Below are 25,424 nucleotides of genomic sequence, written 5' to 3'. Positions count from 1 at the left end.
TCGTCTATGCCGTCGCCGAAGCGGTGGGCCTGGCAACGGGGAAGAGGTACGCCGACATGGCGGGGGAGTTCACGGTCGATCCGGACGCGCTGCGCCGGTTCGCCCGCACCAGCATCGAACGGGCCGAGCGGCTGCGGGCGATCCGCGCCGAACTCGGCGGGCACCAGCTGTCGCCGTCCGCCTTCGGGAAGCTCCCGGAGTCCGACGAGACCGGCCGCGACTACGTGGAGCGTTCCGAGGCGGCGATCGAGAACGCCGGGGCCGCCGCCGACACCATGGACCGGATCGGCGAGTACGCGGACGGCATGGCCGGCGCGTACGAGCGGGTCGACGAGAGCATCGAGCGCGGGATGCAGGCGATCGTCGGATGAGCGGGCCGATCGCCGGCGCAGTCGACGCCTACACGAAGATCAACGACTGGATGTCCCCGCTGGGCAACGTGATCGACGAGATCATGCGTCCCATCGTGGAACCGCTCGCCGAGCCGCTGGAGTTCGTCACCGGCGACCCGGAGGGCCTGGAGGCCGCCGCCGAGCTGTGGCGCAGGCAGGCCGAGCAGCTGCGCGAGGTGATCGCCGACCAGCGTCGCGACCGGGCCTCGCTGGCCGGTGAGTGGCAGGGCGAGGCGTCCGAGGCGTTCCAACGCGAACTCGCCGAGTACGAGCAGGCGTTGGAGGCCGAGGCGGAGGACATGGCGGGCACCGCCGAACTCCTCGACGAGGCCGCCGCCGAGGCCCGGATGGCGCAGGACCTGGTCGAGACGATCATCCGCGAGCTGATCGAATGGGCGATCATCACGCTCGCCGCGTCCATCGCCTTCAGCGTCATCACCGCCGGCATCTCGCTGGCCGCCGAAGCCGCCGCGGCCGCCGCCGAAGGCACCATCGCCAGCGTCCGAATAGCCAACCTGGTACGGAAGTTGGCCAGTGCGCTGAAGAAGATCGCCGACGCGATGAAGGCGCTCAAGGCCGTCTCCAAGCGGCCGCACCTCAACCCGAAGAAGCCCTGGACCTGGAACAAGCCGCTCGACGTCGAGGCATACCTGGCCAAGACGGCGACCAAGACGATCGGCAAGGCCGGGCTGCACGGCATCGGCCTGACCGGCAACCCGGCCGGCGAGGCGCTCCAGCAGATCACCCAGAGCGGCGCCGGCATCCTCGCCGACGAGGCCGACGATCGGATCAGCGGCAACACCGGCCCCAGCACCGGTCTGCGGCAGAAGACCGGCATTGCCCAGCCCGCGAAGGAGCCCGAGATGAGCCCCGAGGAGCGGCGCCGCCGCTTCGAGGACGCCTTCGGGTGAGCCCGGCGCCGCTACCCGTTCCACTGAATCGAGGAGGAGGAGCACTGTGCTCGACCGGGACCGCCAGTTCGCCGCACCGTTCCTGGCCGCCGGCGAACAGCTGCTGGCCGCCGCACCCGTCTCGCTGGCGCCCGGCATCCCGCGCCCGCCGGAGGAGCTGCTGACTCCGCGTCAACCGGGCGAGCTCGAACAGAAGCTGGCCAAGCCGTTCAGCCTGCTGCGGCGCGCGTACGCGGTGGTCAACCCGGTGTCGGCGGCGGTCGGCGCCGTCGAGAACCGGATGATGGACGCCGTGCCGGACTCCGCCTGGCACGGCCGGGGCATGGGCGGCGACTGGCACTCCACCGCCGGCCGCCTCGTCGTCCGCCTCCACGAGGACGGCGCGAACGGCAGCGGCCTGCTCGCCCTCACCGACCGCCGCCTGTTCCTGCTCGCCGACCGCGCCAAGCTCTGGCAGCTCACCGAACAGCACGCCCTGCAGTTCGAACTCCCGCGCCACGAGATCGCCGCCGCCCACCGCAACGCCAAGGGCGTCACCCAGCGCGGCCGCGTCGACCTCCACTTCCGCGACGGCTCCTGGGCGGGCGTCACGACACCGCTGCCGTCGGCGGCGGACGAGCTCGCGGCCGCGTTCACGGCCTGATCGCAACCGTCGCGGACCCCGGCGCGTCCCTGCTGTGTGGGTAGCAGGTGCGCGCCGGCGAGGTCCGCGACGGGGCCGTTTCTGGGCCTCGGGATGCTTGAAACTGATGGATCGTCACGCCGACTTGAACATTGAGATGTTCGCATGCGGCCAGCGGACTTCTGATATTCCTTCGCACATCAACAGTGCTTGGAATCGGCCGAGATGGCGATATCAGGCCCGGCTTTCCCTGCAAAATTGACGATGCGTCAGATCAGTGTCTTTGGGTGGCCCGGCTCCTTCCCTGATCAACCTGTTTGTGGTGGTTCATCCACGCAAGAGCGTGATGATCATTTATGTCTTTACCTGTCATTTTCATTGCTTGGAACGGGTATTGACAGCTGTGTGAGCCCACCTTGATGATCATGGCTCACATGTGATGATCATTTTGAATCGTGGGATGTGACGTGCTGGAAAGATCAGTGGGGAGACGGAGGGCGCGCGGGTTGACCGCAGCTGCCCTCGCCCTGGGCATCACGGTGGGGGCGTTCGGGATACCGGACGCGCCCCTCGCGGCGGCGGCCGAGAACGCACCGACGCAGAGCCCTGCGACGCCGGCCGAGCCCGCCGATACGGCGGAGACGCTGGCGGTCGCCGAGGCGAAGCGGACCGGGAAGCCGGTGGAGGTCGAGGCGCTGCGGGGCGAGAGCGCCGACGTCGTGGCGCAGCCCGACGGCCGGCTGTTGTCGACGACGTACGTGCAGCCGAAGCGGACCCGCAAGGCGGGCCGCTGGGTGGACCTGGACCCGGCGCTCCAGGCACTGAAGAGCGGCGCCTTCGCGCCCAAGGGCTCGACCGCGGACCTGGAGTTCTCGGGCGGCGGTGACCAGCCGCTGGTGCGGATGTCGACGGCCGGCAAGGAGCTGAAGGTCTCCTGGCCGAAGACGCTGCCGAAGCCGGTGGTCGACGGGGCGGTCGCCGAGTACCGCTCCATCCTCCCCGATGTGGACCTGCGACTGACCGCCACCACGACCGGCTTCACGCAGGTCTTCGTGGTGCACACCGCCGAGGCCGCGAAGAACCCCGAACTCGACGCGCTGCGGCTGGGGCTGAAGACCGACGGTCTGACGGTCCGGCAGGAGGCGGACGGTTCGCTGAAGGCGGTGGACCCGTCCGGCGGCGGCACCGTGTTCGAGGCCCCGACGCCGGTGATGTGGGACTCCGCCACGGCTGCCGTCACTCCCGCTCCTGTCGCGGGCGCCAAGTCGATGAAGTCGGCCCCCGCAGCAGGAGCGGCGGCACCCTCGGCCGCCGCTGACCCGAGCACTCCGGCCGAGGGCGCGAAGATGACCCGGCTGAAGGTCGATCTGCCCAAGGACACCATGGTCCTGACGCCGGACCAGGCGATGCTGGACGACCCGTCCACTGTCTACCCGGTGATGATCGACCCGGCGTGGAACACCCCGAAGGCCGCGGACTGGGCCGGTGTCTCGCGCACCTTCCCGAACCAGACCTATTGGCACTTCACCTACACATCCACCGACGTGCACGACTGGGGCGTCGGCTACTGCGCCGGCGACTCGCGCTGCGCGCCGCAGGACGTGAAGCGCGCATTCTTCCAGATCCCGAACGGCTCGTTCGTCGGCAAGCAGATCCTGAAGGCCGAGTTCGGCACGTACGAGAGCCACTCGTACTCGTGCACCGCGGCTCCGGTGGAGCTGTGGAACACCGGCTACATCTCGAAGGGTCTGAACTGGAACGCGCAGAACGCGGCCGGGTTCTGGGGCCGCAACCTGCAGACCATCAACACGGCCAAGGGCTGGAGCGGCAGCTGCCCGGGCGGATGGCTGGAGTTCGGCGGCACCTCGGGTCCGGTCAAGGACCTGGTGCAGGACGCCGCGAACTGGGGCTGGCCGACCATCACGTTCGGCCTGAAGGCGCAGAACGAGGGCGACATCAACGCCTGGAAGCGCTTCACCGACGACGCCTACCTGCGGGTCTACTACAACCTGCGGCCGAACCAGATGCCGATGAGCGACATGACGATGTCGCCCGGCTCGGTGTGCCAGCTGAGTCCGATCGGCATCAACCAGGTGCCGCGGGTCACGACCAGGGCCACCGACCCGGACGGTGAAGCGATCGGCGTGCAGTTCGCCGTCAACTGGAACACCGGCGACGGCTGGCGCAAGCGCTGGTGGTCCACCGGCGCGGCGGACACCCCGCCCAGCTCGGCGGACTTCAAGGGTTCCGGGTCGATCTTCTCGTACCAGCTGCCCGACACGCTCCCGCAGAATGTCAGCCTGAGCTGGGAGGCGCGGGCCTGGGACGGTGCGTCCTGGGGGCCGTGGTCCTCGGACGGCGACCCGACCTCCTGCTTCTTCAAGATCGACACCACCGTCCCCGCAGGCCCGGACATCAGCTCCGTCTCCTACCCGGGCTCCAAGGACGCCACCGCGGAGCTGCCGTGGACGGACGGTGTCGGCCGTTACGGCTCCTTCACGCTGAAGGCGGCGTCCACCAACATCACCAAGTACCAGTGGTCGCTGGACGGTTCGGCGTACAGCGATGTCACCACCACCAGCGGTGCGGCACAGACGGTCAAGGTGCTCCCGCGGACCCCCGGCCTGCACTTTCTGACGGCACAGGCCGTCAACGGGGTCGGTACCGTGTCGCAGCCCGAGACGTACTACTTCAACGTCCTGGCGGGACAGGGACAGCGGACCGGTTGGACCATGGACGAGACCTCCGGCACCGTCCTGGCGGGCACCGGTGGCACTTTCGAGGCCACGCTCGGCTCCGGTGCGACCTCCGGCGCGGCGGGACACCGGGGCGAGGCACTCGCCCTGGACGGCAGCCTCAACGCCTACGCCAGCACGCAGGGCACGGTGCTCGACACCACCAATGGATTCACCGTCTCCGCGTGGGTCAACGTCACCGAGGGTGGGCGCAACCGGGTGGCAGTCAGCCAGAACGGCACCTTCATGAGCCGCTTCGCGTTGGGCATGATGAACAACGCGTGGCAGATGTGGACGACGGACAAGGACGTCGACGGCTACGCCCTCCAGGTCGCGACCTCCACAGCGCCCGTGGTGTACGGGCAGTGGACCCATCTGACCGGCGTCTACGACCCGGTCGCCAAGACGTGCACCCTGTACGTCAACGGTGTCGCCGGCACGCCGGTCGCCGCCGCCGGCGCCGCGTGGCAGTCCAGCGGTCCGCTGGAGATCGGCCGCTTCAAGTACCGCGGCAACATGACCGGCCCGTGGAAGGGCTCGGTCGACGACGTCAAGCTCTGGGACCGTCCGCTGAGCGCCGCCGAGGCGGCCAAGGTGGCGGCCGACCAGCCGGTCACCACCGGCCTCGGGGCCAAGGCGGTCTGGAACTTCGACGCTGCCAACCCGAGGACCGGTGTCGCTGAGACCGACGCCCTGACCGCCTACAAGGGCGTCCAGGTCGGCCAGGCCGGCATCGACGGGAAGGCCATCCACCTCGACGGCGCCACCGGCTACCTGCGCACCCCGCGTCCGCAGGTCGACGGCACCCGGGACTTCTCGGTCGCGGCGTGGGTGAAGATGCCCAAGCCCACCGCAGGCGATACCAAGGCCAGGGCGGCGATCGCCCAGATCGGCGAGCACAACGTCGAGTTCGCGCTCTACTACTCCGGCACCCTGGGCAAGTGGGTCTTCGGCCGGTACAAGGAGGACACCTCCGTCGACACCCTGGTGCGCACCATGCAGCCCGACTGCACCGCCGGCACCGTGACCAACGGCGTGCCCTGCTTCACCGGCACCACCGGAGAATGGACGCACCTGCTGGGCGTCAACGACACCACGGCCAAGAAGCTGCGCTTCTACATCAACGGCTACCTGGTCGCCGAGTCGGACTACACCCAGAACTCGCCGTGGGCCAACCCCGGCCCGCTGCAGATCGGCGCCTTCAACGAGAACGGTGCGAACGGCGGGTTCTTCGGCGGCGACGTCGACGACGTGCGCGTCTACGACCGGATCGTCACCGGGCCCGAGGCCACCGCGATGGTCCAGCAGCACCCGGTGCTGGCCGGCCGCTGGCGCCTCAGCTCCGCCACCGGAACCCCCGCCGTCGCTCCCGACGAGGCCCCCGGCCACAACGGTGCCACCCTCGGCGGGAACGCCACGATCAACCCCGGCAGCGGCATCCTGATCAACCCGGGCGCGCTCGCACTGAACGGCACCACCGGCTACGCCGCGACCACGGTCAACCCGGTGCACACCAGCCAGAGCTTCACCCTCGCAGGCTGGGCCAACACCGCAGGCACCCCGACCCGCGACATGACGGCGCTCTCCTTCGCGGGCGCCAACAACAGCGCGGTGACAGTGCGTTGGCACTACCTGGGTCTGAACGCCAACGGGCAGCCGAGCGGTGAGTGGCAGGCCGAACTCCGCGACTCCGACGACGCCACCGGTGTCACCCGGACCGTGGTCACCCGATCCGCCGAGAGCTCGGTGTGGGAGAACTGGACCCACCTGGCGGTCAGCTACGACGCCTTCTCCCAGCGACTCGCGCTGTACGTCAACGGCCGGGTCGAGAACCAGACCTGTGCACCTGATGCCACCGACTGCACACCGCGCGTCTCCACCGCCGGCGCCCCGCAGCCCTACGAGACATCGGGCGGGCTGCAGTTCGGCCGGAACCGGTCGGGCAACGCCTGGGGCGAGTACTTCTCGGGCGAGCTCGAGGACGTCTGGCTGTACCAGGGCGTGCTGAGCCCCGCCCAGATCACCAGGCTCTCCGACTACAACGCCGACCTGAGTGCCGGCACCGGCGTCTGAGCCATCTCTTTCGAGCGGGCCGGGCAGCACCCAGCTGCCCGGCCCGCTTTCCCATCACGGCCCGAACGGGCCCATCCCTGAAGAAAGTTGCACCGAATGAGAACGGAACGGTCCGTCGTGCGGCGGACTCGGACCAGGGTGGCCGCGACCGTCGCGGCCACCCTGGTCGGGTCACTGCTGCCGACGTTGTCACTGGCCGCCGCGGCGGCCGCCGAGCCCTACACGCCACCGTCGGCGGTCTCGCCCGAGAAGCCGGTCAAGACGTCCAACGCCAAGACCAAGGACCGCAAGGCCGACACCACCGTCAGCAAGCCCGACGGCAAACGTGGCGCCCTGCCCGGCAAGGGCAAGGCCACCGCCGACGTCCCGGGTGAGAAGGGGAAGGCGGCCAAGGCCGGCAAGCTGCCGGTCTCGATCACCTCGTCGGGCACCGCCGCGAAGGCCCAGGTCGAGGTGCTCGGCCAGGACGCCGCCGCCAAGGCCGGGATCACCGGCCTGCTGTTCACCGTCGTCGGCGCGGACGAGCGCGCGGGCGTGGCCGTGGACTACTCGTCCTTCGCTCTGGCCGCAGGCTCCGGGTACGGCTCCCGGCTGAAGCTGGTGCGCCTGCCCGACTGTGCGTTGACCACTCCTCAGCTGGCCGAATGCCGCGTGCAGAGCCCGCTTCCGGGTGGGAACGACCTCGAAGCGCAGACGGTCAAGGCGAACGCACTGACCGCAGCCCCGGACGGCTCGACCCGCATCCAGGCGTTCGGCGGCCCGGTCGTCCTCGCCGCCACCGTCGGCTCGGCCGGACCGGGCGGCGACTACAAGGCCACCCCGCTCTCCTCGGCCTCGGCCTGGTCGACCTCGCTGAACAGCGGATCGTTCAACTGGTCGTACGACATGCCGCTCACGGCGATGCCCGGCGATCTCACGCCGAAGCTCGGCCTGTCCTACAACTCCGGTGTCATCGACGGCCGGACCTCCAACAGCAACAACCAGGCGTCGTGGGCCGGTGACGGCTTCGAGATGGCCCCGGGCTTCGTCGAACGCTCCTACAAGCCGTGCGCGGACGACGGCGCGCCGAAGACCGGGACCGTCAGCCCGGGCGACCTGTGTTGGGGCACCGACAACGCCACCATCAGCTTCGCGGGCCACGCCGGCGAGCTGATTCCCGTCTCCGCGGACGAGTGGCGGATCAAGGGGGACGACAACACCAAGATCGTCCGGGTTCGCGACACCGCCCGTGGCAACGGCGCCAAGGACGGAGAGTACTTCCGCGCCACCACGACCGACGGCACCAGCTACTACTTCGGCTACAACCGGCTTCCGAACTGGACGGCCGGCCAGCCGGAGACGAAGTCGGTGTACACGGTGCCGGTGTTCGGCAACGACGCCGGCGAGCCGTGCAACGCCTCGACGTTCGCCGCTTCGTGGTGCCAGCAGGGCTGGCGGTGGAACCTCGACCTGGTGGTCGACGCGCACGGCAACGACATCACTTACTGGTACACGCCGGAGACCAACAACTACGGCCGCAACCTCAAGGCCACCGACCGCACCCCCTACGTGCGCGGCGGACGCCTCGACCACATCGAGTACGGCCAGCAGAAGGCCGACATCTACTCGGCGACGGTCAAGCCGATGGCGCGGGTGGATTTCGGCACCGCCGAACGCTGCCTGGAGACCACCGCGGGCCGCTGCGACGCGGGTTCGATCGACGCCAACCGGCAGTACTGGTACGACACCCCGTGGGACCAGAACTGCAAGGACGGCACCGACTGCACCACCACGTACTCGCCGACGTTCTTCACCCGCACCCGCCTGACCCAGGTCGTCGCCAAGACCCTCCAGGCCAACGGCAGCTACGCCGCCGTCGACACCTGGGACCTGACGCACAAGTGGGGCACCGCCGACTACGACTACCAGCTCCTGCTGGACACGATCAAGCACACCGGCAACTCCGCCACCCCCGCCGTCGCGCTGCCGAAGACCACCCTCGCCTACAAGCAGATGGTCAACCGGCTCGACAAGACCGGTGACGGCCGGATGCCGTTCGTCAAGCAGCGCCTGGGTACGATCACCGACGAGATCGGCGGCCAGATCGACGTCAACTACTCCGGCGAGGCCTGCACCTGGGCCAACCTGCCCACCCCGCAGACCAACACCACCCGCTGCTTCCCGCAGATGTATCGGGAGACCCCGGACGGCCCGGTCACCACGGAGTGGTTCAACAAGTACGTCGTCGACGCGGTCATCGCCACCGACCGCACCGGCGGCGCACCCGACATGGTCACCCACTACACCTACCTCGGCGACGCCGCCTGGCACTTCGACGACGAGGACGGCCTGACCAAGGAGAAGCTCAAAACCTGGTCCCAATGGCGCGGCTACGCCCACGTCCGCGTCGAGACCGGCGGCAACGCCGCCATGTCCACCCAGGCCGACCACTGGTACCTGCGCGGCATGGACGGCGACCGCGACAACCCGTCCGACAAGAACAGCAAGCGCTCCGTCACCATAGACGACGGTCAGGGCACCACCCTCACCGACGACAACGCGTGGGCCGGCTTCGAGTACCGGACCGAGCAGTACGACAAGCCCGGCGGCGTGATCCTCGGAAAGACCGTCAGTACCCCGTGGAAGAAGGAGACCGCCAAGCGGGTCCGTGACTGGGGCACCACCACCGCGAACCTGACCGCCACCGGCAGCACCCGCAGCTTCACGTCACTCGACAAGGGCGCGGGCAGCAACTGGCGCGAGACCCGTATCAACACCAGCTACGACGACTACGGTCGGCCCACCACGGTGGAGAGCCTCGGCGATCTCTCGGTCACCGGCGACGAGAAGTGCACCCGCTCCACTTACCTGAACAACACCTCGGCGTGGATTCTCGGCTCCGTCTCCCGGGTCGAGACCGTCGCAGCGGCCTGTGCGGCGACCGTCGACCGCGACACCAAGGCCGACGGCACGTCGGCAGTGCTGTCGGACGTGCGCTACCGGTTCGACGGCCAGGGCTACGGCACTGCCCCGACCAAGGGCGACATCACACTGACGGAGACCCTCAAGACGCGGACCGGCAACAGTGCCACCTACCTGGACAACACCGCGACCTACGACGGTTACGGCCGGGCCCTGAGCGACACCGAGCTGGCATCCAGCACCGTCTACGACACCACCGGCGCGACCAGCCCGGTCACCACCGCCTCGCCGAATGCCCGGACCACCACCACCGCCTTCACCCCTGCCACCGGCCGGCCCACCAAGACAGTGGTGACTTCTCCACCGGCCACGGTCGGAAACAGCGCCACCGCACAGATCACCACGGTCGACTTCGAGCTGATGCGCGGCCAGGCGAAGGACAGCATCGACACCAACAACCGTCGTACGGAGATCCAGTACGACGCGCTCGGCCGCACGCTCCGGGTGTGGCTGCACGACCGGATCGGCCAGGGCAACCCGAACCAGGAGTACGTCTACACCGTCGGCGAGAACACGGCCGCTGCCGTCGCCACCAAGACGCTCAATGAAGACGGCTCGCAGCAGGCCACCTACACCGTCTACGACGGCTTCGCCCGCGTGCGCCAGATCCAGTCGCCCGGAGATAACGGCGGCCGGATCCTCAGCGACACCTTCTACAACGACCGCGGCCTGGCCTCACTTTCCTACGCCCCTTACTACGTTGAGGGTTTGCCCTCAAGTCAACTGCAGACTGTCGGTACGAACCCCAAACTGATCGACGGCTTGGAGACGCAGACCGCGGTCACCTACGACGGTCTCGGACGCACCGTCAAATCCACGGTCTCGGCGGGCAACGGCGTCGGCACCCCGCTGCACTCCACGCTCACCGAGTACAACGGCGACCGCGTCACCGTCACCCCGCCCACCGGCGGCACCCCCACCACCACCATCACCGACGTGGAGGGGCGTACCACCGAACTGCGACAGTACAAGGCCGCGACACCGACCGGCGCCTACGACGCCACCACCTACGGCTACGACAAGGCCGGCAACCTCACCAAGCAGACCGACTCGGCCGGAACCACGTGGACCTGGCTGTACAACCAGCTCGGCCAGCAGACGAAGGCCGTCGACCCCGACAGCGGAACGACCGTCAAGACCTACAACGACCGGGGTGAAGTCACCAGCACTACCGACGGACGCGGGAACACCATCGCCAGCGTCCGCGACAACCTCGGCCGCCTGACCGAGACCCGCAGTGGATCGGCCACCGGGCCCCTGCTGACCTCCCAGGCCTGGGACCCGGTGAACAACAAGGGCTTGCTGGCCTCCAGCACCCGCTACAGCACCGTCGGCGGAACCACCTACCAATACACGACCGCCTACTCGCTGTTCGACGCGCTCGCCCGCCCGACCCGTACGACAGTGACGATCCCGTCCGTCCCCGGGCAGGAAGCCCTCGCCGGCACCTACATCAGCGGCACCATCTACCGCCTCGACGGCCAGGCCAGGAGCGCCAGTTATCCGGCGGCCGGCAACCTTCCCGGCGAATCGCTGTCGTTCACGTACGACGCTCTGCACCGGCTCACCGGGGTCGACAGGGACGGTGGTTACGCCTACCAGACCGGCCAGAGCTACAGCCTCACCGGCAAGCCGATGCAGGCCAAGCTCAACGGCACCGCAGGCAAGGAGATCGTGGTCACCAACTCCTATGAGTGGGGAACCCAGCGCCTGGCCTCCAGCCGCACCGACCAGTACGGCATCAGCACTCCGGCGCGGGCAGCCGCGTACACCTACGACCAGGCCGGCAACGTCACCTCGGTGACCGACGCCTCCCGCGACGGGACCGACCGGCAGTGCTTCCAGTACGACTACCTCCGGCGTCTGACCGAGGGGTACACCCCCAACACCGGCTCCTGCGCTGTCCCTGACGGAACCAAGCTCGGCGGCCCGGCTCCGTACTGGACCAGCTGGACCTACAACACCAACGGCACCCGGGCCACCGAGACCCGGCACAACACGAGCGGCAACACCGGACAGGACTCCACCACCGCCTACACCTACCCGGCCGCGACCGCGGCCCGCCCGCACAGCCTCACCTCGACCAGCACTGTCACCGGTGCAGCCGGCACCCCCGTCGTGCAGAGCTACGACTACGACAATGTGGGCAACACCGTCGGACGGCACCTCAAGCCGACCGCGGACCAGACCAGCGACCAAGTACTGACCTGGGACACCGAGAGCAGGCTCTCCCGGCTCGTCGACACGGTGAAGACCACGGCCGGCACCACCACCACGACCACCAGCAAGACCACCGACTACCTCTACGACGCAGGTGGCAACCGCCTGATAGGCCACACCCTCGACACTGCCGACGCGGCGGCCGAGAGCTGGACCCTCTACCTCGGCAACACCGAACTCAAGTTGGTCAAGGGCGCTGCCAAGGCCGCTGCCACCCGCTACTACCCGCTCGGCTCCGCCACCGCGATACGCACCGACGACAACAAGGTCACCTTCCAGACCAGCGACCACCACGGCACCGCCGAAGTCAACATCGACGCCGCCAGCGGCGCGATGACCCAACGCCACTCCCTCCCCTTCGGGGCCACCCGCGGCACCGCCCCCACCACCTGGGCCGGCACCCGCGGCTTCCTCGGCGGCACCAGCGACCCCACCGGCCTGACTCACCTCGGCGCCCGCGAGTACGACCCGGTGCAGGGACGATTCCTCAGCCCCGACCCGGTACTCCTCACCACCGATCCGCAGCAGTGGAACGGGTACGCGTACAGCAATAACGACCCGGTGGGCCGCAGCGACCCGAGCGGAATGGTCCGGGCCCCGATCGAGTACGACAGCACGCCCGCGCCCGAGGCCCACGGGCCCGAGGCCGGCGGAGGCGTCCGGAAGGAGTCGATGGGCTGCGGGTCGCTCTGCCACCCCGGCACCACGACGGCGATGGCCGCGACGTCAGGCCCCGAATGGCGAGGAGTCAAGCACGCCACCCGGGAGCTGGCCGGAGCGCTGCTGGTCAAGGCGAGCCGGGACGAGGAGGAACTCCGCCGAACCCACCGCGAGCAGTACCTGGTCAAGTGTGACAAGAACTGCCTGACTGCGGCCTCCGACCCGATCACCGCAGCCTTCTCCGACCTGTGGCTGCACCCGGAACGGCACATGACGGTGACCCCGTACTGTGACTGGAAGTGCCATTCCCGGATTGCCGCCAACTACCTCGGCAATATCAGTACCGTCCTTGGGATGGCGGCGGTGGTGGTCGCGTTCATTCCCGTCGTGGATGTGGCCGCGCCGTTCCTTGCCGGTGCCTCCACCGCGACAGCCGCTTTGGCCGCCGGACTCGACCTCATCGGGGGCGATCAGAAGGGTGCCTTGGTGAACGGCGCGGTGGTCGGTATGTCGGTGCTGAGCGGCGGTCTCGGTGGGTGGGCCGAACGCGGCGCCGCAAAACTCGGCGTCGGTTTCCTGGCCCGCGGCCTGGAAGGCGAGATAGTCAGAAGCGGGGCCGAGGCCGCGCGACTCTCGCCCGGCTATAATCCGCGTTTGGACAATAACGTCGTGAGCTCTTGGGCGGGCCTGGGACCGCTTACCGCCAACGCCCTTGGCTGGAACTTCCACCCGGAGGAAGACCAGGGCCCGTACTCCATCTTCAGGTGACCATGACACTGATTGATTCGCCCCCGATACCGCTCGTGCTGTTCCTTCTCGCGGTCGGATACCTGCTGAATGTCGCCGTTGTGTTCCACGTCTACGGGCTGCGGAAGAACCGGAGAACGGCGCTGATCGGGCTTGCGGTGATGCCGCTGCTGGCCGTGCCGTTCGGTGGCATCCGGAGCACGGGAATCCCGACCTCGCTGCTGCTGGCGGCGGACGGTCTGCTGGCCTTCCCGCTGCTGTTCTGGATGCTTCGGCACGACATCGCGGAGGTCGAGCGGTCCGGTCGCCCGGCGCCTGCGCCGCGCGACCGGAGCCCCGAGGCCCGGCGCCGTGGGGGACGGGCCGCGTTCGCAATGGTCGGCTTGGTCGCAGTCCTCGTGGGGCTGGAGTACCTGCCGATCCTGCCCGCCTGAGACTGCGGGCCGAACGATACTTGGGCCTCTGCCGCTCCCCGGAATAGGGAGGGGCGGAGGCCCAAGTGTTTGGGGTACTGCGGCGATGGTGTGGTCAGGCGGTGCGGGCGTTCGGGGCGGTGGCGGACGCGGCCTCGGTGTGGCGGGTGAGGACCAGGCGGGCGAGTTCGGGGGCGGCGCCGAGGGTGGGGGCGAGATGGTCGGCGGTGGCTGCGGCGGTGGCGATGCGGTCCGGGAGGAGGCCCGGGGCGAGGAGGTACGGGGCGACGGCGGTGGTGTGGACGGTGGGGGCGTGGCGGAGGGTGGTGAGGGCGTCCGTGACGGTGGGGGTGGTGGCCGAGGCGTAGGCGGTGGTGACGGCGGCCCAGCCGCGGGTGCGTTGCCAAGTGGCGGCCATGGCGCGGGTGGTGGCGTTGGCGGCCGGGTCGGAGGAGCCGGCGGCGGCCAGGACGATGCCGGTGCGGGCGCGGACGGCCGGGTCGGTGACGTCGAGTCCGGTCTCGGCGAGGCGGCGGTCGAGGGCGTCGAGGAGGAGAGGGGACGGGCCCAGGACGTCGGCGACGGGGATGGTGGAGCCGGCGGCGCGGAGGGCGGCCGGGATGTCGTGCTTGGCGTGGAAGGCGCGGTTGAGGAGGAGGGGAACCGCGATTGCGTCGGTGAGGCGAGGGGCGACCTGGGCGATGCGGGGGGCGCAGTGGTCCAGGTACGCGGTGGTGACGGGGAGTTCGGGGCGGAGCTCGCGGATCGCGTCGGCGAGGGCCTCGACGGTGGCGGCGTGGCGGGGGTCGCGGGAGCCGTGGGCCAGGAGGAGGAGGGGGCGCAGGGGTTCGGTGCGCGCCGGGCGCGGCTCGTTGCCTTCCGATGTACGTGCGACCTTGCCTCGCCGGCGGGCCGAGGCGGGGTGGGTCGATTGGCGCGGTGGTTGCTCACCTGCCCGGAGCGGGCGGTGGGTGAGGGTGAGCGCGGTGTCCGGCTGCGGCTCGTTGCCTTCCGTCGCGCGCAGTTCCCCGCGCCCCTGACGGGGCGCGGGGTTGGGGGGCGTCAGGTCGCTGCGCTCCTGGCGGGGCGCGAGGCTGCCGCCCTGCTCCCGGTCGCTCTGCTCGTGGCGGGGCGCAGCCGCCGGGGTGGGGGGCTGGGGGGGGGGGGGGCGGGGAGGCATCGGTGTCAGCGGGTGGTGACGAGGAGACCGCGGCTGCGGAGGACGCGGCGTTCGAGGGGGGAGAAGAAGAGGAGGTCGATGGCGACGCCGACGGTGAGGATGAGGAGGATGCCGAGGAGGACACCGGACATGTTGGTGAACTCGCGCTGGTTCTCCAGGTAGCGGCCGAGGCCGAGGCCCAGGTCGGGGGAGGAGGCGATGAGTTCGGCGGCCATCAGGGAGCGCCAGGAGAAGGCCCAGCCCTGCTTGAGGCCGGACAGGTAGCCGGGGAGTGCGGCGGGGAGCAGGATGTGGCGGGCGCCGCGGAGGCCGGTGGCGCCGAGGGTCTGGCCGGCGCGGAGGAAGAGCGGGGGGACCTGGTCGACGCCGGAGATGAGGCCGTTGGCGATGGAGGGGACGGCGCCGAGGAGGATGACGGCGTACATCGCGGAGTTGTTGATGCCGAGCCAGATGACGGCGGCGGGGACCCAGGCGACCGAGGGCAGCGACTGGAGGCCGGAGAGGACGGGTCCGAGCGCGGCGCGGACCGGCTTGACCTGGGCGACCAGGAGGCCGATGGGGGTGCCGATCAGGACGGAGAGCAGGAAGCCGGACAGGCCGCGCCAGACGCTGGTCCAGATGATGGAGAACAGCGTTCCGGCGTACCAGAGTTCGGTGAGGGAGTGCCAGACGTCGGCGGGGCTGGGGAGCTTGTCGGGGGTGGTGAGGCGGAAGGTGTAGGCGAGCTGCCAGACGACCAGGACCAGGGCGACGCCGAGGAGCGGCGGGAGGACCGAGCGGCGCAGGACGGTGGTGAGCGGCGGGCGCTGCGCGTCGACGGTTTCGAGCGCGTCCAGGCCGGCCCCGACGCCCGCGGAGTCGTCCGTGGAGCGGCCTGCGGAGTCGTCCGAGGAGGAGGCGGGGAGGGTGTCAGTGCTGGACATGGCGGCGGATCTCCCCACGCAGTTCTTCGGTGATCTCGATGGACAGATCCGCGACGCCGGCGGATTCGATGCGGCGCGGCTGCGGCAGGTCGATGCGCCACTCGCGGGCGATCCGGCCGGGGCGGGAGGAGAGCAGGACGACGCGCTGGGCGAGGCGGACGGCTTCCCGGACGTTGTGGGTGACGAACAGGACGGCGAGCTGCTTCTCGGCCCAGATGCGGGTGATCTCGTTGTGCAGGACGTCCCGGGTGATGGCGTCGAGGGCGGCGAACGGCTCGTCCATCAGCAGGACTTGGGAGCCCTGGGCGAGGGAGCGGGCGAGGGCGACGCGCTGGCGCATGCCGCCGGAGAGTTCGTGGACCCGCTTCTTGTAGGAGCCGCCGAGGCGGACCAGGTCGAGCAGGCGCTCGGCCTCGGTCTGCCGGTCGGCCTTCGCCACGCCCGCGAGGCGCAGGGCGAGTTCGATGTTCTTGCCGGCGGTGAGCCAGGGGAAGAGCGCGTGGTCCTGGAACATCAGGGCGGGGCGGCCGCCGGGGACGTCGATGGTGCCGGAGGTCGGCCGGTCGAGGCCGGCGACCAGGTTGAGCAGGGTGGACTTTCCGCAGCCGGAGGCGCCGAGCAGGGTGACGAACTCGCCGGGGGCGACGGTCAGGTTGATGTCGTCCAGGACCGGGGCTGCGGTTCCGGGACGGCCGAAGGTCTTGTGCACGTGCGAGAGCCGGACGGCGAAGTCGCCGTCCGGGTGGCCCGCGCCGGGGGCGTCGGGCGAGGTGGTCAGTGCCGTGGTCACGGGCACCTCCTGCGGGTGTGGTCCGGGCAGGGCAGGGAGTGGGCGCAGTGTCCGGGGTCCGCCCCGCGCCCGCCCGCGGTGTGGGCATCGAATGGGCGGGCGCGGGGCGGAACCCGGGGCCTGGAGGCAGCCAGAAGGCTTGCGGGAGGGCCTACTTGGTGCCGAGACCGGCGTCGGAGACGGCGGGCTTTCCGGCTGCGGCGAGCACCTTGTTGAGCAGCGTCAGGTCGTAGATCCCGGCCAGGTTGGGCTTCTTGAGCAGCCCGGCGGTGACGGCGTGGTCGGCCTCGGCCTGCAGGGTGTTCGCCAGCGGGTCGTCGATGAAGTCGATGTCCTGCCAGGCCGGGTCGAGGATCGCGGCGTCGAGCGCGTTGCCGGCGTCGGCCTTGATCTGCTCGTTGGCGACGCCCTTGGCCTGGTCGGGGTTGGCCTTGATCCAGGCGTTGGTCTTCACCGAGCCGCGCAGGACGGCCTCGACCACGTCGGGGTGTTCGGTGAGGAACTTCTGCGACACGATGATGTTGGTGATGACGAACTTCTTGTCCGGCCAGACATCCTTCTCGTTGAGCAGGACCTTCGCGCCGAGGGTGACCAGCTTGGAGGCGGTCGGCTCGGGCACCCACGCGCCGTCGATGGAGCCGGACTTGTAGGCGTCGGGGGTGACCTTGTTGTCGCTGCGGATCACCTTGACGTCGCCGTCGCCGCTGTTCGCGTCGACCTTCAGGCCCTTTTCCGCGAGGTAGTTGAGCAGCGCGACGTCCTGGGTGTTGCCGATCTGCGGGGTGGCGAGCCGCTTGCCCTTGAGGTCGTCCAGCGAGTTGATCTTCGCGGGGTTGACCACCAGCTTGACGCCGCCGGAGGCCGAACCGCCCACGATCTTCAGGGACTTGCCGCCGGACTGGGTGTAGCCGTTGATCGCGGGGGAGGGGCCGACCCAGCCGATGTCGATGGAGCCGGCGTTCAGCGCCTCGATCTCGGCGGGGCCGGCGTTGAAGACCTGGGTCTTGATCTTGGTGCCGCCGAGCTCCTGCTGGAGGATGCCCTGCTTGAGGCCGACCAGCGCGGTGCCGTGGGTGAGGTTGGCGAAGTAGCCGATCTTCACGGTGTCGGCGGAGAGCTTCGCGCCGGACGCGGCGGGGGCGGGCGAGGAGGTCTTGTCCTCGCTCTTGGAGCCGTACGAGCAGGCGGAGAGCAGGCCGGCCGCGGTCAGGACGGCGACGGCGGCGACGGCGGTCCGTCTGATCCGGCCGGCGGCGGGGCGGGCGTGGGTATGGGTGGGCAGGGTGCTGGGTGCCATGACGAGGTGTCCCGTTCGTGGTGAAGGAAGAAGGAAGGTGACGGTGCCTGACGGGGCCGGGCCGCCCGGCCGTGCCTGCTGTGGACAGGTTCGGCGGGTCGGGCCCGGTGACAGGGGCTCAGTGCCCCTGTCCGCCCCCACATCGCGTCAGGCCGCCCTGGCCGCTGCCGAGGACGCCGCTGCCGATGCGGCCGCCTTCCTTGTCCATGCCCGAGAACGCCTCGCTGGGCATCAGACCCAGTCCTCCTCTGTGGAAGCGTCGATGGTGCTGACGGTGGTGTCGAACGCTTCGCCCGCCATGCCGGCGGTGAGCGTGGTGCCGTCGGCCGGGTCGATCAGGATGAACGAGCCGGTGCGGCGGTTGTCGCGGTACGGGTCGAGGGCCAGCGGCTCGGCGGTGCGCAGCACCAGGTGACCGATGTCGTTGACGTTCAATCCCTCGGGGGCGGGCCGTTGTTCGAGGGTGTCGATGTCGATCCGGTAGGAGATCTCCTTGACGAGCGCGCGCACCGTGCGGGTGGTGTGCTTGAGCAGCACCTTCGCGCCGACGTGCAGCGGACGCTCGTTCAGGTGGCAGACCGTCGCCTCGATGTCCTTGCTGGCCACGGCGGTCGAGCCGGACGCGATCAGGTCGCCGCGGGAGATGTCGATGTCGTCGGCGAGGCGGACCGTCACCGACTGCGGCGCCCAGGCGATGTCGGTCTCGACGCCGAGCGCGTCGATCGCCGCGACGGTGCTGGTGTGGCCGGAGGGCAGCACCGTCACCGGGTCGCCGACCCGCAGCACGCCGGAGGCCAACTGCCCGGCGTAGCCCCGGTAGTCGTGGTGCTCCTCGGACTGCGGCCGGATCACGTACTGCACCGGGAACCGGGCCGGCTCGACGCTCGGGTCGGAGCCGACCGGGACGGTCTCCAGGTGCTCCAGCAGCGTCGGGCCGCCGTACCAGTCCATGTGCCCGGACGGCTCGACCACGTTGTCGCCGGCCAGCGCCGAGATCGGCACCGCCACCACGTCCTTGACGCCCAGCGAGGCGGCGTACGCGGTGAACTCCTCGGCGATGGCCGCGAAGACCGGCTCCGCGTAGTCGACCAGGTCCATCTTGTTGACGGCCAGCACGACGTGCGGGACGCGCAGCAGCGCGGCGACGGCGGCGTGCCGGCGGGTCTGCTCGACCACGCCGTTGCGGGCGTCGACCAGCACCACGGCGAGCTCGGCGGTGGACGCGCCGGTCACCATGTTGCGGGTGTACTGCACGTGGCCGGGGGTGTCGGCGAGGATGAACCGGCGCCGGGCGGTGGCGAAGTAGCGGTACGCGACGTCGATCGTGATGCCCTGCTCGCGTTCGGCGCGCAGGCCGTCGGTGAGCAGCGCCAGGTCGGGCGTGTCCTGGCCGCGGCGGCGGGAGGCGTGCTCGACGGCCTCCAGCTGGTCGGCCAGCACCGACTTGGAGTCGTGCAGCAGCCGGCCCACCAGGGTGGACTTGCCGTCGTCGACACTGCCGGCGGTGGCGAAGCGCAGCAGCGAAGTGGCGGTTTCTGTGGTCATGCTTAGAAGTACCCTTCGCGCTTGCGGTCTTCCATGGCGGCCTCGGACAGCTTGTCGTCCGCCCGCGTCGCGCCGCGCTCGGTGAGGCGGCTGGCGGCGATCTCGGCGATCACGGCCTCGATGGTGTCGGCGTCGGAGTCGACCGCGCCGGTGCAGGACATGTCGCCGACGGTGCGGTAGCGCACCAGCCGGTTCTCGACCGTCTCGCTGTCCTTCGGGCCGCCCCACTCGCCGGCGGTCAGCCACATGCCGTCGCGCTTGAACACGTCGCGGCGGTGCGCGTAGTAGATCTCCGGGAGGGCGATGTCCTCCCGCTCGATGTACTGCCACACGTCCAGCTCGGTCCAGTTGGACAGCGGGAAGACCCGGACGTGCTCGCCGACCGCGTGCCGGCCGTTGTACAGCGACCACAGTTCGGGGCGCTGACGGCGCGGGTCCCAGGCGCCGAACTCGTCGCGCAGCGAGAACACCCGCTCCTTGGCGCGGGCCTTCTCCTCGTCGCGGCGGCCGCCGCCGAACACCGCGTCGAACTTGTTGCTCTCGATGGCGTCCAGCAGCGGCACGGTCTGCAGCGGGTTGCGGGTGCCGTCGGGGCGCTCGCGCAGCACGCCGCGGTCGATGAAGTCCTGGACGGAGGCGACGTGCAGGCGCAGGTTGTGCTGCGCCGCCGTGCGGTCGCGGTACTCGATGACCTCGGGGAAGTTGTGCCCGGTGTCGACGTGCAGCAGCGCGAACGGCACCGGCGCGGGCGCGAACGCCTTCAGCGCCAGGTGCAGCATGACGATCGAGTCCTTGCCGCCGGAGAACAGGATCACCGGCCGCTCGAATTCGCCCGCGACCTCGCGGAAGATGTGCACCGACTCGGCCTCCAGGGCGTCCAGGTGCGACAGCGCGTACGGGCTGTCCGCGGCCTGGACCGGGCGCTGGGTGATGACGGTCATGCCAAGCCCCTCTCGGTCAGGAAGGCGTGCAGTTCACCGGCGGAATCGGCCACCGTCCGGCCCTGCGTCTGGAGACGCAGCTCCGGCTTCTCGGGCGCCTCGTACGGGTCGTCGACGCCGGTGAGGCCGGAGATCTCGCCGGCCGCCTGCTTGGCGTACAGGCCCTTGACGTCCCGCTCCGAGCAGAGCTCGACCGGGGTCGCGACGTGGATCTCCAGGAACTCGGTGCCGTTCGCGGCGTGCCGCTCGCGCACCGCGGCGCGGGAGTCCGCGAACGGGGCGATCACCGGGGCGAGCACTTTGACGCCGTTGGCGGCGAGCTTCTCGGCGACGAAGCCGATCCGGGTGACGTTGGTGTGCCGGTCCTCGCGGGAGAACCCGAGGCCCTTGGAGAGGAACTCGCGGATCTCGTCACCGTCCAGCACCTCGACCCGGTGGCCCTCGGCGCGCAGCCGCTCGGCCAACGCGAAGGCCAGCGTGGTCTTGCCGGCGCTGGGCAGGCCGGTCAGCCACACGGTGGCGCCGCGCTCACGGCCCGCTGCCGGGGTGTCGGCGGTGGTCACGGTGGTTACTCCTGACGGTCGGTGACGGTGGAACAGGTGGATCAGAGGTGGATGCCGCACTCGGTCTTGCCGGAGCCCGCCCAGCGGCCGGCCCGGCCCGCCTCGCCCTCGCCGGGCTTGGCGGTGCAGGACAGCGGCGAGCAGCCGACCGAGGTGTAGCCCTCCCACAGCAACGGGTTCAGCAGTACCCCGTTGGCCTGCACGTACGCGTCCACGTCGGCCTGCGTCCAGCGGGCGATCGGGGCGAGCTTCACCTTGCGGCGCTTGGCGTCCCAGGCCACCACCGGGGTGTTCGCCCGGGACGGCGACTCGTCGCGGCGCAGGCCCGTCGCCCAGGCGTCGTACCCGCCCAGGCCGCGGTTCAGCGGCTCGACCTTGCGCAGCGAGCAGCACAGGTCCGGGTCGCGGTCGTGCAACTGCGGCCCGTACGCGGCGTCCTGCTCGGCCACGGTGAGCTTCGGCTTCAGCGTGATCACGTTGACCGGCATGGTCGCGGCGACCGCGTCCCGGGTGCCGATGGTCTCCGGGAAGTGGTAGCCGGTGTCCAGGAACACCACGTCCACGCCCGGCAGCACGGTCGACGCCAGGTGCGCGACCACCGCGTCCTCCATCGAGGAGGTGACGCAGAACCGCTTGCCGAAGGTGTCGGCCGCCCACCGCAGGATCTCCTGCGCGGACGCCTCCTCCAGCTCCCGGCCCGCCTTCAGCGCGGCGGCCTCGTAGTCAGTCGCGGTCGTCATTCCCGGTCCCCCCGTCGGACGTCGGCAACAGGCCGAGGAACTTCAGCTGGAAGCCCCGGCGGCAGGCCCGGCACTCCCAGGCGCCGTGGCCGCTCTCGGACGGACGCAGGTCCTCGTCCCCGCAGTACGGGCAGTAGAACGGCGCCGCACGCTCGCTCACGACAGTTGCTCCTCGTTCGCCCGCACCGCCCACTGCGCGAAGCGCTCGCCGTCCTGACGGTCCGCCTGGTAGCGGGTCAGCAGGCGCTCGACGTAGTCGGGGAGTTCGGCGCTGGTGACCTTCAGACCACGGATCTTGCGGCCGAACGCGGCGTTCTCGAGACCGAGCGAGCCGCCCAGGTGGACCTGGAAACCCTCGACCTGCTGCCCGTCCCCGTCGGTGACCAGCTGGCCCTTGAGGCCGATGTCGGCGGTCTGGATGCGCGCGCAGGCGTTCGGGCAGCCGTTGATGTTGATGCTCAGCGGCTCGTCGAACTCCGGCAGGCGGCGCTCCAGTTCCTCGATCAGGGTGCGGCCGCGGTCCTTGGTGTCGACGATCGCGAGCTTGCAGTACTCGATGCCGGTGCAGGCCAGCGTGCCGCGCCGGAACGTGGACGGGGTGACCCGCAGGTCGAGCGCCTCCAGGCCGACGACCAGCGAGTCGATCCGGTCCTGCTCGACGTCCAGCACGATCAGCTTCTGCTCGACGGTGGTGGCCAACCGGCCCGAGCCGTGTTCGGCGGCCAGGTCGGCGATCTGCTGGATCAGCTTGCCGTTCAGCCGGCCGACCTTCGGCGCGAAGCCGACGTAGAACCGGCCGTCGTTCTGCGGGTGCACGCCCACGTGGTCGCGCCAGCGGCCGGACGGCTGGTCCGGGCCCGGACCGTCCGTCAACTCCCGCTTCAGGTACTCGTCCTGGAGGATCTGCCGGAACTTGGCCGGACCCCAGTCGGCGACCAGGAACTTCAACCGGGCCCGGTTGCGCAGGCGGCGGTAGCCGTAGTCGCGGAAGATGCCGATCACGCCGGCCCACACGTCCGGGACGTCCTGCAGCGGCACCCAGGCGCCCAGGCGGACGCCCAGCTTCGGGTTGGTGGAGAGGCCGCCGCCGACCCACAGGTCGAAGCCCGGGCCGTGCTCGGGGTGGACCACGCCGACGAACGCGATGTCGTTGATCTCGTGGACCACGTCCAGCAGCGGCGAACCGGAGATCGCGGTCTTGAACTTGCGCGGCAGGTTCGAGTACTCGGGGTTGCCGATGTACTTGCGGTTGATCTCGTCGATCGCCCAGCTGCCGTCGATGATCTCGTCGGCGGCGATGCCCGCCACCGGCGAGCCGATCACCACGCGCGGGCAGTCGCCGCACGCCTCGGTGGTGGACAGGCCGACCGCTTCGAGCTTCTCCCAGATCGCCGGGACGTCCTCGATCCGCACCCAGTGGAACTGCACGTTCTGACGGTCCGTCACATCGGCGGTGCCGCGCGCGTACTGCTCCGACGCCTCGCCGATGGCGCGCAGTTGAGCGACGGTCAGCTGACCGCCGTCGATGCGCACCCGGAGCATGAAGTACTCGTCCTCCAGCTCGTGCGGCTCGAGGATCGCGGTGCGGCCGCCGTCGATGCCCTGGCGGCGCTGGGTGTACAGACCCCACCAGCGCATCCGGCCGCGCAGGTCCGCCGGGTCGATCGAGTGGAAGCCCGACTTGGAGTAGATCGTCTCAATGCGTGTCCGCACATTGAGACCGTCGTCGTCCTTCTTGAACTGCTCGTTGGCGTTCAGCGGGGTGTAGTGCCCCATCGCCCACTGGCCCTCGCCGCGGTGGCGGGTCGCCTTCCGGACGGCGGGGCGAGGCGCGACGGCGGCGCCGGCCTGAGGCTCGTCCGGCTCGGGAGTGCGGGCCATGATGTCAGTCCTTTGAGCGGCTTGGCAGGTGCGGGGGTGCTGCGGATCCCCGGGCGCGACCGCTCCCACCTGCGAACTTCAGCAGGCGGCGGGAGGGGTGACGCTGGGCCGGGGAGGTGGAGCGCGCATCCGCGACGGCGGGGATGGGCGGGCAGGGCGCCGGTGCGGTGGCGGCGTGCGAGTGGGGCTCAGGTCACCGGACAGATGGCGCTGGACACGCGAAGGAGGTCGACGTGGAGTCGGCCAACTAGGGTGGTTCCGGCGCTAGACATGGCAAGAGATTCGCACGGCGGGCGACTCGCGGTCCACTAACGTCCGAATCCTGGACCTCGTTGTTTCGCATGTCGGGACGGAAGGTCGAGTCGGGCCGCTCGGGGCCCTCCTTCCCCTCTTCTCCCGCCCCGCGACCGCCCCGCGACCGCCCCGCGACCGCCCCGCGACCGCCCCGCGACCGCCCCGCGACCGCCCCGCGCCGTCCTGCCGCGCCCGTGCCCGTCCCGCCCCCGCCCTGCCTCCCGCCGGTTCCCGGCGGCGGCGCGTCGGTCCGCCAGTACGGGCCGATACCGTAGGGGCGTGCAAGCAGCAGGCAGTACTCCGCATTCCCCCGGAGCGCCCGGAGCGACCGGCGACCGGCCCCCCCGCCGCCGTGGCGGACGACGCCGCGCCGTCAAGCGAACCACCTGGTACCGCACCCTGTGGGCGCTGGTGAAGGACACCACCAACACCTGCGTCGAGTACCGGGTCACCGGACTCGCGGCGGAGGCGGCGTTCTTCACCCTCCTCTCCATCCCGCCGCTGCTGCTCTGCCTGGCCGGCACCCTCGGCTACCTCGACGACATCATCGGCGCCGGAACCATCGTCAGACTGAAGGCGGACATCGTCTCAGCAGCTGGGACGGTGCTCTCACCGAGCTCCGTCGACCAGATCGTCAAACCGCTGCTCGACGGCGTCTTCGACAACGCCCGCCCCGACCTGATCTCGATCGGCTTCCTGCTCTCGCTCTGGTCCGGCTCCCGGGCGCTGTACATCTTCATCGACACCATCACCGTGATGTACGGCCTCGACGGCAAACGCGGACTGGTCAAGACCCGGCTGATGTCGCTCGGCCTCTACCTCGGCGCGCTGGTGATCGGCTCGCTGGTGCTGCCGCTGCTGGTGGTCGGGCCCGGGCTGCTGATCAACACCTTCCAGAGCTGGGCCGGAGTGATCAACTCGCTCTACTGGCCCGCCGCGATCCTGCTGCTGATCGTCTTCCTCACCACCCTCTACCACGTGGCCGTTCCGGTCAGCACGCCCTGGCGCGAGGACATCCCCGGCGCGCTGGTCGCCCTGCTGGTGCTGGTGGTGTGCAGCGTCGCCCTCCGTCTCTACCTGGTCAGCTCCGTCGAGGGCCCCTCCGTCTACGGCTCGCTCGCCGCGCCCGTCGCCGTGCTGCTGTGGATCTTCGTGGTGGCGCTCGCCGTACTGATCGGCGCCGCCATGAACGCCGCGATCGACCGCCGCTGGCCCGCCGTCGAGACCGCCGACGCCCGCGCCGAGGTCGAACGCCTCACCGAGGACGCCGCCGTCCAGCGCGGCCGCGAGGCCGCCGCCCGCCGCGCCGCCGAACGAGCAGATCGGACGCGCCAGTTCGGCCTCGCCGAAGGCCACGACGAAGACCTCTTCGACGAGGACGACGACCTGGACGCCCCCAGCGAATACCCCGAACGCTGGGCCGGCTTCCTCCCCCACGACGACGTCCGCCACCGCCTCGGCGGCACCCGCCGCAAACCACCGAACTGAGCCCGGACAACGGCCCCCGCCGACGGCACTGCTGCCGAGGGCGGGGGC

Annotated in this window: 18 protein-coding genes; 7 read left to right on the top strand and 11 right to left on the bottom strand. The window is 70.2% G+C overall.

Features of this window, described 5'->3' with window-relative positions:
• Positions 1-56 precede the first annotated feature (56 nt).
• The 6 genes from AMK19_RS36055 to AMK19_RS19900 all read left to right on the top strand — a co-directional run bounded on the left by AMK19_RS36055 (position 57) and on the right by AMK19_RS19900 (position 13,755).
• A complete protein-coding gene (locus AMK19_RS36055) occupies positions 57-371 on the top strand; it encodes a hypothetical protein (RefSeq protein ID WP_073813543.1) in 315 nt (104 codons plus the stop codon).
• Positions 368-1,303 (top strand): WXG100 family type VII secretion target, encoded by a 936-nt coding sequence (locus tag AMK19_RS19920; RefSeq protein WP_073813541.1) that lies wholly within the window; start codon positions 368-370, stop codon positions 1,301-1,303. The genes AMK19_RS36055 and AMK19_RS19920 overlap by 4 nt, the downstream gene beginning before the upstream one ends.
• A 46-nt stretch (positions 1,304-1,349) precedes the next feature.
• The gene (locus AMK19_RS19915) at positions 1,350-1,946 is read left to right on the top strand and encodes a hypothetical protein (RefSeq protein ID WP_073813539.1); all 597 of its coding nucleotides are present in this window, start codon (positions 1,350-1,352) and stop codon (positions 1,944-1,946) included.
• A gap of 485 nt (positions 1,947-2,431) precedes the next feature.
• Positions 2,432-6,733: a LamG domain-containing protein gene (locus AMK19_RS19910; RefSeq protein ID WP_083647094.1), complete on the top strand. Its 4,302-nt coding sequence runs from the start codon at positions 2,432-2,434 to the stop codon at positions 6,731-6,733.
• Positions 6,734-6,871: 138 nt separating this feature from the next.
• Positions 6,872-13,342, top strand: a complete 6,471-nt coding sequence (locus tag AMK19_RS19905) for an RHS repeat domain-containing protein (protein WP_073813537.1) — start codon at positions 6,872-6,874, stop codon at positions 13,340-13,342.
• On the top strand, positions 13,339-13,755 hold the full coding sequence (locus tag AMK19_RS19900) for a hypothetical protein (protein ID WP_143200302.1): 417 nt from the start codon (positions 13,339-13,341) through the stop codon (positions 13,753-13,755). The genes AMK19_RS19905 and AMK19_RS19900 overlap by 4 nt, the downstream gene beginning before the upstream one ends.
• A gap of 94 nt (positions 13,756-13,849) precedes the next feature.
• Here the strand turns inward: AMK19_RS19900 and AMK19_RS19895 are convergent, their stop codons facing one another.
• The 11 genes from AMK19_RS19895 to AMK19_RS38460 all read right to left on the bottom strand — a co-directional run bounded on the left by AMK19_RS19895 (position 13,850) and on the right by AMK19_RS38460 (position 23,866).
• Positions 13,850-14,578, bottom strand: a complete 729-nt coding sequence (locus AMK19_RS19895; protein WP_073813836.1) for a sirohydrochlorin chelatase — start codon at positions 14,576-14,578, stop codon at positions 13,850-13,852.
• 341 nt (positions 14,579-14,919) lie between these two features.
• Positions 14,920-15,837 (bottom strand): ABC transporter permease, encoded by a 918-nt coding sequence (locus AMK19_RS19890; RefSeq protein ID WP_073813533.1) that lies wholly within the window; start codon positions 15,835-15,837, stop codon positions 14,920-14,922.
• The gene (locus AMK19_RS19885; RefSeq protein ID WP_143200301.1) at positions 15,824-16,627 is read right to left on the bottom strand and encodes an ABC transporter ATP-binding protein; all 804 of its coding nucleotides are present in this window, start codon (positions 16,625-16,627) and stop codon (positions 15,824-15,826) included. The genes AMK19_RS19890 and AMK19_RS19885 overlap by 14 nt, the downstream gene beginning before the upstream one ends.
• Before the next feature lie 151 nt (positions 16,628-16,778).
• The gene (locus AMK19_RS19880) at positions 16,779-17,924 is read right to left on the bottom strand and encodes an aliphatic sulfonate ABC transporter substrate-binding protein (protein ID WP_073813531.1); all 1,146 of its coding nucleotides are present in this window, start codon (positions 17,922-17,924) and stop codon (positions 16,779-16,781) included.
• A gap of 231 nt (positions 17,925-18,155) precedes the next feature.
• On the bottom strand, positions 18,156-19,469 hold the full coding sequence (locus AMK19_RS19875; protein WP_073813529.1) for a sulfate adenylyltransferase subunit 1: 1,314 nt from the start codon (positions 19,467-19,469) through the stop codon (positions 18,156-18,158).
• Between the two features lie 2 nt (positions 19,470-19,471).
• A complete protein-coding gene (gene cysD, locus AMK19_RS19870; RefSeq protein WP_073813527.1) occupies positions 19,472-20,410 on the bottom strand; it encodes a sulfate adenylyltransferase subunit CysD in 939 nt (312 codons plus the stop codon).
• A complete protein-coding gene (gene cysC, locus AMK19_RS19865) occupies positions 20,407-20,973 on the bottom strand; it encodes an adenylyl-sulfate kinase (protein WP_073813525.1) in 567 nt (188 codons plus the stop codon). The genes cysD and cysC overlap by 4 nt, the downstream gene beginning before the upstream one ends.
• Before the next feature lie 41 nt (positions 20,974-21,014).
• On the bottom strand, positions 21,015-21,713 hold the full coding sequence (locus AMK19_RS19860) for a phosphoadenylyl-sulfate reductase (protein ID WP_073813523.1): 699 nt from the start codon (positions 21,711-21,713) through the stop codon (positions 21,015-21,017).
• Positions 21,697-21,873, bottom strand: coding sequence for a hypothetical protein (locus tag AMK19_RS35335; protein ID WP_143200300.1), 177 nt, complete (start codon positions 21,871-21,873; stop codon positions 21,697-21,699). Before AMK19_RS35335 ends, AMK19_RS19860 begins: the two co-directional genes overlap by 17 nt.
• Positions 21,870-23,594, bottom strand: a complete 1,725-nt coding sequence (locus AMK19_RS19855) for a nitrite/sulfite reductase (RefSeq protein WP_073813521.1) — start codon at positions 23,592-23,594, stop codon at positions 21,870-21,872. Before AMK19_RS19855 ends, AMK19_RS35335 begins: the two co-directional genes overlap by 4 nt.
• A 188-nt stretch (positions 23,595-23,782) precedes the next feature.
• Positions 23,783-23,866: a putative leader peptide gene (locus AMK19_RS38460; protein ID WP_318264789.1), complete on the bottom strand. Its 84-nt coding sequence runs from the start codon at positions 23,864-23,866 to the stop codon at positions 23,783-23,785.
• Between the two features lie 433 nt (positions 23,867-24,299).
• Here AMK19_RS38460 and AMK19_RS19850 point away from each other — a divergent pair, with 433 nt between their 5' ends.
• On the top strand, positions 24,300-25,376 hold the full coding sequence (locus tag AMK19_RS19850; RefSeq protein WP_241844490.1) for a YihY/virulence factor BrkB family protein: 1,077 nt from the start codon (positions 24,300-24,302) through the stop codon (positions 25,374-25,376).
• The last annotated feature ends 48 nt before the right edge of the window (positions 25,377-25,424 follow it).

The sequence above is a fragment of the Kitasatospora sp. CB01950 genome, assembly GCF_001905465.1.
Lineage (GTDB): Bacteria > Actinomycetota > Actinomycetes > Streptomycetales > Streptomycetaceae > Kitasatospora.
Note: the sequence above shows the minus strand (reverse complement) of the source record. Positions and strands in the feature narration are given on the sequence as shown.